At 67.1% G+C, this 12322-nt stretch carries 11 protein-coding genes; 6 read left to right on the forward strand and 5 right to left on the reverse strand.

What is annotated here, in order from left to right; translation table 11 throughout:
* Positions 1-22 precede the first annotated feature (22 nt).
* On the reverse strand, positions 23-376 hold the full coding sequence (locus ACZ69M_RS27670; protein ID WP_470053956.1) for a hypothetical protein: 354 nt from the start codon (positions 374-376) through the stop codon (positions 23-25).
* 110 nt (positions 377-486) lie between these two features.
* Positions 487-1044 carry a glycoside hydrolase family 25 protein gene (locus tag ACZ69M_RS27675; protein ID WP_470054397.1) on the reverse strand — a complete coding sequence of 186 codons (558 nt, stop codon included), beginning with the start codon at positions 1042-1044 and terminating at the stop codon, positions 487-489.
* Positions 1045-2538: 1494 nt separating this feature from the next.
* Between ACZ69M_RS27675 and ACZ69M_RS27680 the strand changes: the two genes are divergently transcribed.
* The gene (locus tag ACZ69M_RS27680; protein ID WP_470053958.1) at positions 2539-2691 is read left to right on the forward strand and encodes a transposase; all 153 of its coding nucleotides are present in this window, start codon (positions 2539-2541) and stop codon (positions 2689-2691) included.
* A gap of 270 nt (positions 2692-2961) precedes the next feature.
* Here the strand turns inward: ACZ69M_RS27680 and ACZ69M_RS27685 are convergent, their stop codons facing one another.
* The 3 genes from ACZ69M_RS27685 to ACZ69M_RS27695 form a co-directional block, all read right to left on the reverse strand.
* Positions 2962-4641: a hypothetical protein gene (locus ACZ69M_RS27685; RefSeq protein WP_470053959.1), complete on the reverse strand. Its 1680-nt coding sequence runs from the start codon at positions 4639-4641 to the stop codon at positions 2962-2964.
* A gap of 237 nt (positions 4642-4878) precedes the next feature.
* On the reverse strand, positions 4879-5226 hold the full coding sequence (locus ACZ69M_RS27690; protein WP_470054398.1) for a LamG-like jellyroll fold domain-containing protein: 348 nt from the start codon (positions 5224-5226) through the stop codon (positions 4879-4881).
* Between the two features lie 77 nt (positions 5227-5303).
* The gene (locus ACZ69M_RS27695) at positions 5304-9014 is read right to left on the reverse strand and encodes a LamG-like jellyroll fold domain-containing protein (RefSeq protein ID WP_470053961.1); all 3711 of its coding nucleotides are present in this window, start codon (positions 9012-9014) and stop codon (positions 5304-5306) included.
* A 179-nt stretch (positions 9015-9193) separates the two neighbouring features.
* Here ACZ69M_RS27695 and ACZ69M_RS27700 point away from each other — a divergent pair, with 179 nt between their 5' ends.
* From ACZ69M_RS27700 to ACZ69M_RS27720, 5 genes are all read left to right on the forward strand, one after another.
* Entirely contained in the window at positions 9194-9580 is a 387-nt protein-coding gene (locus ACZ69M_RS27700) for a hypothetical protein (RefSeq protein ID WP_470053963.1), read from the forward strand.
* A gap of 132 nt (positions 9581-9712) precedes the next feature.
* On the forward strand, positions 9713-10066 hold the full coding sequence (locus tag ACZ69M_RS27705; protein ID WP_470053965.1) for a hypothetical protein: 354 nt from the start codon (positions 9713-9715) through the stop codon (positions 10064-10066).
* 72 nt (positions 10067-10138) lie between these two features.
* The gene (locus ACZ69M_RS27710) at positions 10139-10666 is read left to right on the forward strand and encodes a hypothetical protein (RefSeq protein ID WP_470053967.1); all 528 of its coding nucleotides are present in this window, start codon (positions 10139-10141) and stop codon (positions 10664-10666) included.
* Between the two features lie 76 nt (positions 10667-10742).
* The gene (locus ACZ69M_RS27715) at positions 10743-11075 is read left to right on the forward strand and encodes a hypothetical protein (protein WP_470053969.1); all 333 of its coding nucleotides are present in this window, start codon (positions 10743-10745) and stop codon (positions 11073-11075) included.
* Positions 11076-11117: 42 nt separating this feature from the next.
* The gene (locus tag ACZ69M_RS27720; RefSeq protein WP_470053971.1) at positions 11118-11630 is read left to right on the forward strand and encodes a hypothetical protein; all 513 of its coding nucleotides are present in this window, start codon (positions 11118-11120) and stop codon (positions 11628-11630) included.
* Positions 11631-12322 lie beyond the last annotated feature (692 nt).

The following is a 12322-nucleotide window of genomic DNA, read 5'->3' on the forward strand; positions in this document are numbered from 1 at the left end:
GCCGCAGGTCAGAGCGTACGCGTCAGGAGAACTCATGGGTCAGCCGGATCTCTCCGACGATGTGGGCGTTGAACTCGTCGAGTTCCTCGGCCGGCACCCACAACTCGAGGATGGTCCGCCCGCCGACCTGCTGGACGGGGTACCGGCTCAGGAACTCCGAGTCGACCTCGAAGCGGGTGACATGGCCGGCACCGCTGTGCTTCACGTTCCAGTCCCGCGCGATCCTGATCGCGTAGTCCTCGTTGAGCACCGGATAGAAGATCGGCTGCTCGGGCAGCCGGGGCGGCCAGGCGCGCCACCCCGACTGCCGGACCAGGGCCAGCTCCTCGGGACCGGTGGGGCGCCACAGAGCCGTGGTCGCCGGCTGGCTGGACATGAGCACCGCTTTCGAAGGGGGAGGTACGGGGGAGCCCGGACGATACCGGCGTCATGAGCCCGGCGGCCACGAGGTTTCCGTCCGTTCCACCGGGGGCGGCGGCCGGCCCGTCAGCCCCCCGTCGCCCACTCCTTCAGCGCTGCCTTGCTGCCGAAGTTCGCGACGTCCCTGTCCAGGGGCTCGTCGGTGAACTGGTGGAACCGCCACGAGGCCTCGATGCGGGGCTTGCCCGCGGTCACGTAGTCGGCGATCCACAGCCCGTCTCCGGCGTACGAGGTGGTGTCGACGGTGAGCCAGTAGTTGCGGTTGGTGTAGAGGAGGACCCGGTGGTGCGGCCGAAGCTGCTTCACCATCCGGATGAAACGGTCCTTCTCGGCGTTGCTCGCGTGCGTGCCGTCACCGGTGGCCTCCCAGTCGACGGCGAGCAGGTCCCCGGCCTTCTCGGGGGCCTTGCCGACGAAGTACTCCGCCTGGGCGGTGATGTCGCCGGGCCACAGGAAGTGGTAGAACCCGACCACGCACCCGGCGTCCCGGGCCGTCTTCACCTGTGCCGTGAGTTTCGGATTGACGTACGTATGGCCCTCCGTCGCCTTGACGAAGACGAAGGAGAGACCGTCGGTGGAGAAAGCGGACGACTGGTAGGCGCTTACGTCGATGCCGCGCAGCATGGGCGACTCCTCCGTGCGTGGGGGGATGTACACGTACCGTCCTGCCTGATACGTGCGGGGAGCGACTACTTGTCAAATGCCCCCACTTCCCCCACCACACCCTCGAACACCGGCCCGGACACGGAACCTCCGCTACCGCCGCCACGGGAAGCCGCGGCCGGCTATCAGCACTCGATGATGTTCACCGCGAGCCCGCCCCGCGCCGTCTCCTTGTACTTCACGCTCATGTCGGCCGCTTTTGATCAACACTCTGACCTGTTTTTTTGGCGCGGCAAACGCGGCTCGCGTGGCACCGGGGATTTTTCGGGGACTTCTTGCGGACGCTTACCCACAAGGTATCCGGCGGCGCTCGACGGCCGTTGTGCAGGGAGGAATCACGAACGGTGTTGACGTCCGGGAAGCATTCGCCCGAGCCGACGAACCGGCGCACTCGTAATGCGGAGGTCTCGGGTTCGAATCCCGAAGGCGGCTCCATGGTGAACCCCAGGTCAGGCTTTTGACCTGGGGTTTCTTGCTTTGAGTGACCTTTGAATTCGGGCCAATCGGGCACGTGCGCTCTGTGTATCGCAATGCGTAGGTCTGAGGTTTGCAGTCCGTGGCGGCTCTGCCTATGTAGGGCTGTGATCTGGCCTTTCGTCCCTTGGGGTCGCTCTTCTTCGGGCTGTTCGGATTGGCGTGGTGGCCGTGTGGTGGCCGAGGTGTAGACCGGCTCCCGGTCAACCGTGAAATCGGTGGTTCACAGGGGAACAATGGTTGTGGCATCCCGACAATCGCCCGGTCAACCTACGTCCCCGTTCGGGCGGTGGCCGGGCCCTGACAGGTTGCTGTCTTGCTGGGCTCGGTCCACAGGTCGTGTCCCCGGTCGTGGTGTAGCCGATCACGGTCCGTCGCTTCCGCTTTGGAGCCGTCCGGTGCGTGCCGCAGCCAGCCGTCGTGCGATCACCGCTGGTCCCGGCCCGGCGAGCTTCAACAGGGCCTCCGGCGAGGGCGATTCGGGCCGCGACCTGCGGATTCCGTCAGCTTGATCGGCTACACCACTCGGCGGGACGCCATCGGTCCACAAGCGACCGCGTGCAGAAGAAGCCGTCGATGCGGATCAGGGCGGCACCGGTCTGCACCTGGAGGGCTGGTGTTCGACCAGGTCAACTCGGCCAGTCCGGCGACGGTGACACTGGGCGCTGCCAAGGTCACCTTCAGCGTCACAGCCTGGGTGGCTGGTGGCACCTGGACCTACTCGAGCACGGTTGCGATGCTCCAAGCCTGGACGACCAGTTGGCGGTGCACTGGAACTCGATGCTTTGCGCTGCCTGGGTGACGACCGGTCAACCGATGGCGGGCAAGCTCCCCTCTGATGCCAGTACGGCGAGGTCGTCGCGAGCGACGGGAAGTGGGACCTGTCCACGTTCCCCTCGCTGCGGGACATGGGACTTGCTCCTGAACGTTGGACACTTGAGACATGGATCTTGAGGGTCTGAGATCGGACATCTCGTGGTCATGAAGCACTGTCCGCCGGAGTTCAAGGCGGACGTCATCGCGCTGTACCAGTCGCGTCCCGGGGCGACGATCAGGTGGGCTGCCGCCGATCTGGGAGTCAAACCGGAGACGTTGCGGAACTGGGCGCGGGCGGGGCCGGGGCGAACCGGCTGAGGGGGCGCTGGACGGAGGTGCCCGCCGACGCCGCTGGAGGCCGAGAACGCCGGCCGGGCTCACGGACCATGGCCGAGGTCGGGCGGTGCATGTGGGAGGCAAGGGCCTGTTTCGGAGTGAGATCAGCTCTTCAGGTTCAGTGCTCCGGTGTTTCGCAGGGGTGGGCGACTGATCATCTGGGGTCGGTGGCCGGGGCGATCCCCCGGCCACTGGGGGCCTTGCGTCGAACCGCCTCCTGCGAGCCGGTCTTGTCGGATCGGTGATCGCAAGTCATCGGACGTCGACGTAGTCGGTGACCCGGGCGCTTCTGAGGTAGTGGTCTCCGGTCTCGCGGCTGAGGGCGATGGCCCAGGTGCCGTCCCTTTCGGCGGTCACCATGCCGATGAGGTGGCCGTGTTTGTCGCTGCCCAGTTCGCAGACATAGCGGTAGGTGCTGGAGCCGCGGGGTTTGAAGTAGAGGGTGGGCGAGCCGCTGTTGAGCGGCTTCCAGGTGGTGCCCTTCTTGTACTGGAGTGTGCCGCCGAAACTGATCGGTTGTGACTTGCGGACCGGGTCGGGATTGGCGCGGAAGCCGGTGATGCGGGTGGCGTAGCGGTAGAGGTGGACGGGCTTGGTGGTGCTGGTGGCCAGGTCGGGGTTGCCGTTGAAGCGGGCTCGCCAGTAGGCGTCCGTGTTCCGGGTGGTGAGGGTGCGCGCGAACGTCTCATCGAAGAGCGGCTTGTTGTAGTGGACCGGGACGGGGATGGTGGTGGCGTCCTTCCAGCCGCTCTTGCCGTCTTTGGAGTACTGCAGGGTGAGGGTGGGTTTGGCGGGCCACTTCGCGCGCGGGTCCTCGTAGTAGACGTACCCGGAGACGGGCAAGGACGCGTCGTCATTGAGGAACGCGTTCATGCCGAGGTGAGTGGTGTACGCGACATGCAGGCTGAAGGGTTGGGTGGCGGCCTGCTGGAAGGGCATGTAGTCGGTGCCGACGACGAGTTCGGCGCTTGGCGCAGGGCTGTCCGAGGAGACGTGCAGCGTGTAGGAGCCTTGGCTGTCGGTCGTGGTCCGGCCGACCTCGAATGAGGACTCACCTCGGGCGTCGAGACCGTCGAGGGTGATGATGGTGTGCGGCAGCGGCTGCCAGCCGGAGGTGGTCTGGATCTCGGCGTGGCCGGTGACGGTTCCGGTGGCGCCCTGCTTAAGGTTCAGGGCGTGTGTGCTGGCCGAGAAGCGGACCGGTGCTTGTGTGGTGTGCAGGTCTTGCGGGGTCGTCACCAGGTCGATCGCCCCCGGATAGTTGCCGGAGGCCTGAGGCGCGGCGGACAACTGGACGGACGGCGCGGTGGGTGTGAAGGCGGCGGTGAAGCGGCCGTCCGCGCCGGTGGCAGCGGTCATCTGGCTGCGTCCGGTGTTCACGGCGACGGTCATGCCGGCGGTGGGAGCGGGGGCGTCGGGCTGGCGGGGGTCCCTGGCGACGACGGTGCCGCTGACGGAGACCTTCTGGTGGAGGTAGTCCGGCGCGCTCGGGGTGGCGGTCAGGTCGGGGATCGTGACGATGGTCCGGTACTCCAGGGTGTACGGGGAGAGGGCACCGGTGACGGTGGCGCCGGAGACGTCCTGCAGGTCGACGGTAACTCGGTAGTCGCCGAGCTGGGCCAGGTGGACGGGGGCCCGCCAAGTTCCGGAACGTGCGTCCTGCCCGGAGTACTGGATGAAGTCCTCGGTCGATCCGGCTTCCGGTGTCCCGTCCGGCGCGTCCAGCGGATAGAGGTGGGCCGTGATCCGCCTGATCGGGCTGTCGGAGTGTGCCGTCACGAAGAGCATGCCGGGCTGGCTGTACCAGCCGTCGGCACCGGACAGGACGGGGCCGACGGTGTCGGTGTCCGCCTGGGCTGAGGAGAGGCCGGTGAACAGGGAGGCGGACAGCGCGGTTGCTGTGGCTGCCGCCAGGAAGGTACTGCGTCTCAAGATTGTCCCCCAGGGAATCGGTCGACTGCCCGTGAGAGCGCAAGGTTCGAATGGAGCTTCGGCTGGCGCGCTTGGGTGGGGCAGGTGATCGAGAACTGTAATGGTGTGCTTTCGGCGTGCAGATGTGTGGTTGTGCTGCCGTTGCCCCGCGAGATCGACAGGCGCTCGACCGGGGTGCCTCGGTCGAGCACCTGAACGCGCGTCATCAATCAGTCGACTTGGCTGGTGGTCGGGTTGTCACCGGTCGCGGCTGCGTCGGCGGGGGTAGTGCGGTGTTGTAGAGGTGGATGTCGCTGATCTCGCTGTGGCGTATTCGCCGTAGGCGCCCAGTGCGACGCGGCGGCCGATCTGGACGGGGCCAGTGGCGTTCCGCGGGGTACCGCCGAACGCTTTGGTGTCGACTTGGCGTCCGTTGACGTAGAGGGTTATTTGGTTCGTGGAGGCGTCGTAGACGCCGACCAGGTGGGCCCATTGGCCGATGGTCGGGGTTCCGCCGTAGGTGGCCGTGAAGGTTTTGCCGGTGTTGTCCGTTTGGACCGCGGGCTGACGACGGTCGGCAACGCGGCGGCGAGGGAACGGAGCCAGACATCGGCGTCGGGGCGGGCGTCGAGGGTGGTTGCTCGGCGGGGCACCACTTCGGTTTCCGGGCTGCTGTTCATGGCTTACCCCATTTGTATGACGACCACGGTGTCGCCGGGTGCTGTCGCGTCTGCTGGTGGAAGTGCCGTCGGGTAGAGGCGGACGTCGCTGAGGCGGCCGTTCGCGTACTCGCCGTACGCGCCCTGGAAGAGGCGGCGGCCGAGCTGGACGGGGCCGGCGGCGTTCCAGGCCGTGCCGGTGTAGGTCTTGGTGGCGGACAGGTGGCCGTTCACGTAGAGGAGCAGCTGGTCTGCGTCGGCGTCGTAGACACCGACGAGGTGGGTCCATTTGCCCGCCATGGCCTTGGCGCCGTAGGCAGCGGTGAAGGCGGTGCTGGTGGTGTCGTCGTTGTGGCGGCCGAAGGCCCAGACCCCGCTCCCGGAGGAGTAGTAGAGCTGGAAGCCGTTGGCCGCGCCGACGACAGGGTCGTCCGACTGGGACACGAAGCTGGAGTTGGTGCCGGACAGGGAGTTCAGCTTGACCCACGCCGAGACGGTGAAACTGCCGCTGGTGTCCACGCCGGGGCCGGTCGTGGCGGCGTACGCGGTGGTTCCGTTCAGGTTCAGGGCCGTGCCGCGATCGGTGTCCGTGATCCAGGAGGCTCCGCCGGTCAGGGCGGCCGGCGTGTTGCCGGTGGGGTCGGAAGCGGTGGTGCCAGTGCTGTCGTTCAGGTTCCAGCGGTGGGTGGCCGTGTCGGTGACGGTGCCCAGGGATACCGGGTCGGCGAAGGAGGCCGTGGTGCCGGACGGAGTGGCGCCCGGGTACTCGGTGAGCTGGCCGGAGGTATCGGTGGCGTACAGGTCCGGCTTGCCGTCGGGGCCGCCGGTGGCGCTGTTGATGTCGCCGGGGGAGGCGACCGTCGGGTAGTCGCGCTTGGGCAGGACCACGGACAGGGCCGTGGCGGGGTGGGCGTTCCAGCCCGCGGTGGCGCTGCTCGTCCAGTTCTGGGCGGCGGTGTTGTTGCAGGTGTAGAGGCGGACCTGGGTGCCGTTCGTCGTGGCGGAGCCCGGGTCGTCCAGGCACTTGTCGGACTGCGGGTTGACCAGGCTGCCGGAGGCACCCGTGGTCCACTTCTGGGAGCCGCTGCCGTTGCACTTGTAGAGCTGAAGCAGCGTGCCGTTGTCCGTGCTGCCGTCGGTCACGTCGAGGCACTTGCCGAGGACGCGCAGGGAGCCGTCATTGTGCAGAACCCACTGCTGGGCCGGGCTTCCGTTGCAGGTGTAGATCTGGATCTTGGTGTGGTCGGCGGTGTGGGAGCCCGCGTCGTCCAGGCAGAGCGTCCCGCCGGAGGATGTCTTCACGGCCGAGACGAACGGTGTGCGGACGGGAGCGTGCAGCAGCTTGGGCAGCAGGGTGGAGCCGTCGACGTCGATCGGGAAGGTGTAGACGGTGCCCGTGGTGTCGTCGCGGGCCCAGAGGGTGGGGGTGCCGCCGGTGACCTTGCCGTTGCCGTTGTCGTCGACGGAGAAGGTGCCGCCAACCCGGCCGGGGGCGATCAGGGTCAGGCCCGACCAGTCGCCGTCGCCGAGCAGCAGCGGGTGGCCGAGGTGGTTGATGCCGTACGTCTGGTACGCCCAGAGCCTGTTGCCTTCGACCGTGAGCACGGCGGGGTGGTCGGGGTTGCCGTACACGTCTCCGTCGACGATCAGTTGGGAGATGTCCCAGGGCGTCGACGGATCGTAGCCTGCGTCGGCGCAGCGGCTCGTGGGGACGACGTCGGTGGCTTCGCAGGGGTCTTTGGTCACCACGTTGTAGCGGCGACCGATGAAGCCGGGGTAGGCGGAGTAGGGGGTGTGCGGGAAGGAGGCGTCGTCCTTCGGGTCGAGGTCGTTCTCCACGACGTACATCTGCTGGGTCTTCTTGTTGTACGCGAGCAGGTCGTCGTGGGTGTCGCCGTGCAGGTTGCCGCGGTGGGCGATGAGGTAGTCCCGCCAGTCCCCGGTGGGCGCGCCCTTCGCGGTGGAGACGATCACCGGTCCGGTGACGGCGGGCGGGGTGCCGGTGACGGGGCCGTCCTGGGCGGGGGCGGGTGCCTGGGCGGGGTCGCTGTTGCCGGGGATCAGTTCGAGGTCGCCGGTGCTGGTGGTGGCCAGCAGGTCGGGGCTGCCGTCGCCGGTGACGTCCCCGGGGGCGATCTTCGTCTTCGGGTCCCAGGGTGCGGTGAAGGTGTAGCCGACCGGGTTCTGGGACAGGTTGCCGGCCCGGTCGACGGCGACGACGTACAGGGTGTGTACGCCCCAGTTGGTGACCGGGACGGTGACCGTGCCGGTGGAGGTGGTGCCGCTGGTGGCGGTCACTTTGGCGGTGTGGCCGGTGGCGGTGGTGGGCTGGTCGTCGAGCTGCCACAGGAAGTGGTCGATGCCGCTGGCCTTGCAGCCGGCCGGGTCGCAGGTGTCGGCCGGGGTGTTGTCGGCGGCGGAGACGGCGAAGTCGGCGGTGACGCCGGTGCCCGCGTAGGTGTCGCCGGAGCCGCTGCCCACCGGCGGGAAGTGCGGGTTGTCGGCGATAGCGGGTGTCTGCGGCGGGGTGAAGTCGGTGTCGAACCAGCAGTGGTCGCTGATCGCCGACTTCAGCTTGATGGCGGAGTTGTCCTGGGCGTAGACGTCCCAGCCGTACTCGTGGCCGTCCTTGAGGGTGAATCCGATCGGCGCGTCGGCGTCCTGGCCCGAGGCGACCATGCCGCTGTCCGGGGTGCCCTTGTCCACGGCGTTGCCGTCGGCGTCCAGGTCGGTGCGGTCCCAGACGTGGTAGTGCGCCTCGGCGTGCTCGCCCTTGATGTGGGTGGTGACCGTGGAGTGGAGCTGGACGTTGCTGCCCGCGTCGCTGTAGGTCGTCGCGCCGATCCAGCCGATCGCGTCGGCGCCAGTGACGCAGTCGCCGTCCGCGCCCAGCGGCTTGGGCGTGGTGCGCAGCTTGGTGGGGACGTCGGGCGCGATGTCGAAGTTCGTGATCAGGGAGAGGGTCTGCGACATGCGCAGGTAGTCGTCGTTGGAGCTGGTTTTCGACTCGTTGCCGAAGAGGCCGATGGTCCAGGTGGACTTGTTGCCGTCGGCGATCTTCTGGATCTGGTCGTCGACCCGGAAGCTCGCGGTGCTGTTGGAGCAGTTGTCGTTGTGCCCGCTGGGGACGGTGGTTTTCACCGCTGGGTAGCCGTTGTCGTCGAGAGTGTCCGGCTGGTGCCGCCAGTCGGTGTTCTCGTTGATGCCGCCGGTGGTGTGCAGGGTGATCGGCTGGTCGTGGGAGCAGTCGAGGCTGGCCGCGTAGGTGGTGCTGACCTTCACCTCTGCCTTGATGACGGTCATCGACGGGTCGAGACCGCTGGTGTTGAGCGCGTAGTACGACCGCTCGAGGCCGACCCCGCAGGCCCCGCCCCAGCGCTGGTAGCCGACGCCCTCGCCGTTGGTCTGGGGCTTGTTGTACTGCGGGGCGTCGGAGCAGGCCGAGCTGGAGTACACCTCGTCGTAGGCACCGGACTTACTGGTGACCGGGTTCTCGAAGGGGTCGATGTAGACGGGGTAGCGCGTGTCGGGGCCGTCGAGCAGCGAGGTGTCCGGGGCCAGGGTGATCGCGTCGTCGGCGGTGGTCATCGGGACCTGGCCGACCTGGGCGCCCGGGCCGGGGCCGGCGGCGGAGGAAGCGTCCGAGGGAGCCACCGGGGCGTCGGCGGCGGCCCGCACGAAGGAAGCCGGCCTGGCGGCCGTGGGCGCGGTCGACGTGACGTACCCGAGTCCCACATCAAGATGGGCGTCGAGGTCATGGCACCCAATGGTTACCTGTGGGTGTTCGACAACGGGAGAATGAGCGTCGGCAGACCGGGGGCGCTGCTTCGGCGAAGGGTGTATTTCGGCGGCAGATGGTTGACATTCCAGCCGGGTGGCTCCGGCGCGAGCGGTGGATGAGAAGGGAGTGCTCGATGCTGAAGCGAGTGGGATTCTATGAAGAGGCCGACGACGTCCTTCAGGCGATGAAAAGGCCGGTAGCGGTTTCCGACGAAGGTGCTGTCGTGCGCTACCTCAAATCCGGAAGCCCTCTAGTCGTGACGGGGTCCTGGGATGATGATCTACTCGATCCTGACAGTAAGCGGATCAGTCAATACATGATCCACACAGACGGGGTGTGGATCTGGCCGAGCACTCTTGTTTATTACTTCGTCAGGTATCGGACAGAGTTGCCGGACGAGTTTCTGCGACACATGGCCGCCTCGGGGTGGACAGTACCGACGCTGGACGAGGCCGCCATGGATGCCATCGTGGACCAGTTCATGCTGGAGGAGTCCGTGGATCCGGAGGATTCCAACTGACGCGGGCCACGGCGCAGTCGAACCGGGCCTGCCTGGTCTTGGGGCCGGGTATCGGAAGCGGATGTGCGTACACCGGGTAACGGGGAAGCTCATTTCATCGGTACCGACGGAACCACCTTCTGCGCACCGCACATGATCGGGCACCACGTCACGGAGCGCGGAGAGCATTCGCTGTTTCCGAACCGGGATGGAGAAACTGTCAGCACGGCCATGGCGAGGAAGACCTGGGCAGCGGGCTACAACGCCGAAACAGGCGAGATAGCCGCTGCCTCCTCGGGTTGCGGATACTGCGCGGAAGGCAACGTCATCAATGCTCCGGGCGGTGACGTCAACCGTGTCGTGCTGACGCGAGCGCTGTATTGGGACAGGGAGGAGGAGATCTGGGACGAGATGCCGATCTGCGACAAGTGCCAGGCCTTTCTGACGCCGGACGATGTCGAGCCAGGGCCGTGGTACTACCACCCCGGTCCTTGGGACAACAGTTAGCGGTACCAACTCGTACACTTTCTCCCCGCGCAGTCGGGGCTACCCGGACACCAGGACATGGGGAGTGCACACATGGGCATCAGGCCGTCGCTGATCCAGGCCGAGCGGGTCGGCTGGGCTTCCCTGCGGTGTGGCTGCGGCATGACTGGCGCGCATATACCCGAGACCTTCGCGGCCTTGGTCGATGCGACGACGCCGCAGGGGTTGGCGGAGGCATCCCTGGAGGGCCACGTCCACATTCAGTCGCTCCTCTTCGAGGTAGCGGTTCCTGTCTCCTCGATGATCGTGGCGGCCCTGAACGAGCCCCTCTGGGAGGATGTACGGGTCAGGCTCCTGGATGACCTCGGCGCCTGTGTGGGCGGGGAATCACACTGGACCGAGGTCGAGGCCGGCGCACCCGAGATCGAGATCGACTGTCAGATCGCTGCCCGGGAAGGTCTTTGGACGCTCTACCAGGAATACGCGACCGGTCGGGCGCTGCTTGCGCGGCTCGTCCTCGACGTGGTGGACAACGACCGAGACCGCTGCGCGTATTTCGATCACAAGCTGAAGGGGCGGATTCAGAAGCGGGCGAAGCGTCATGGACCGACAGGATGGTGAAGTAGGCGAGCCTCGCGCTCGCGTCGTGAGAAAAGCTCCGTCGGTCCCTTTTCGGCGTGAAACGTAAGCTGGAACCGTGGCGAGTCATCCAGGCTTCGGCGTGCTTCTGACCCGGCTCATGAATCACCGTCGGACGGATGTGGCGTGGCTGGCCTCCGCCGCCGGTATTCCGGAGACCGAACTCCGCGCGGTGGTGTCGGGAACGCCGCCGCTGGCTTCGAAGCTCGGCGCTCTCGCCCCCGCGCTCGGTTTCCACGTCGCCGACCTCCATGTGATCGCTGACGTCCCGGTGCCAACAGCCCTCACACCCCGGGAACCGGCCGCCGGGGCGGCGATCGCGGGCCTTGTCCAGATCATGCTGGCACTGCCGACGGACCAGAGAGCCTACGTCCACCAGCTCATCGATTAGCTGTCGCTGGATGACGGCGAGCGACCGTCCTTCCCTCCACCGTTGGTTTATGACCAGCGCGAGGTGGGCTCCGGCGCGATACTCGCCAACCTGCTGTGCCTCAACCGGAATCTGCACTCCCCGACTGCCGCAGCCAAGATCCTGGCCCTTCTGACGGAAGGCCGCGTGTACCTGGCCGCCTCCACGGTCAGCGGTATCGGCAGGGGCCGCCTAGCACTGACTGCGGACCGGGTGGCAGGCTTCGCGACCACTCTCGGCATCCCGGGTGGTGACCTCGCCGCTATCACCGCGGTTGAACTCCGCGAGACGTCGGAGCCCGACGATCCGCTGGCGGCCGAAATGGCGCGGCTGCTGTGGAACTGCCGACGCCTGACCACGGCTCAGGTCGAGTACGTGCGCGACGAAGCGGACTCGATGCTGGTAGCAGTGCCCGACGACGCCCCCGGCGCGGGCTGGAACCGCGTCCGTCACCACCACGGGAGATGGTGGGGCGCGCGCCGAGGCACTGACCTGACCTGTTGGAGCAGGCGTCGTCGGTCGGGGGCACCGACATGATGGCGCGCGGCCTGCGGGGGTGCTTGTGGGGGAGTGACAAGCCCTGGCGAATCGTCCTCCTGTCCCTGCGGAACCCGGTTTGGTGGCCGCCCGGTGTCCGGACGTCTTTGGACGGCGCGTCACGGGGTGGCACGACCCAACCTGTCGCATGTGCTCTGATCAGGCGCAACGTCATCCGGCGGCACGACACGTCACTCGGCAACACGATCGCTCACGGTCTCGTAATGCGTAGGTCTCGGGTTCGAATCCCGAAAGCGGCTCCGAGAAACCCCAGGACTCACTCACCGTGACCTGGGGTTTTTCCTTTTCTGTGGCCTCTGGGCTGTCCTTGGCCTCTTCGCGGGGCAGCATTCAGGGGTCTCCGGTCGCCGAGTGGTGGCCATTTGTGCAGCGGGCGTGCGCTGGCGGTGGCTGGGGAGCGGGCCGAGATGCTGTCGGGTTCCTACGAAGCGTCTGGACGAGAACAGTGCTCACTCGGTTGTGTGCCGCCACTGGTTGTCATTGTGATCTGGGCGTCGATGGCGCGGACCTTCAGGTCGCCGAGCCGGGTCAGGCAGGAGTCGTCCGGCAGGACGGCGAGCACGCCCGAGCGGCGGTGAAGGGGCCATTCCTCACCCCAGCGGATCGGCGGAGACGGCTGCCAATCCAGTCAGGCCGTCTTTTCACCGAATTTCCACAGATTTTTCCAAACC

The sequence above is a fragment of the Streptomyces sp. NPDC107454 genome (assembly GCF_055582885.1).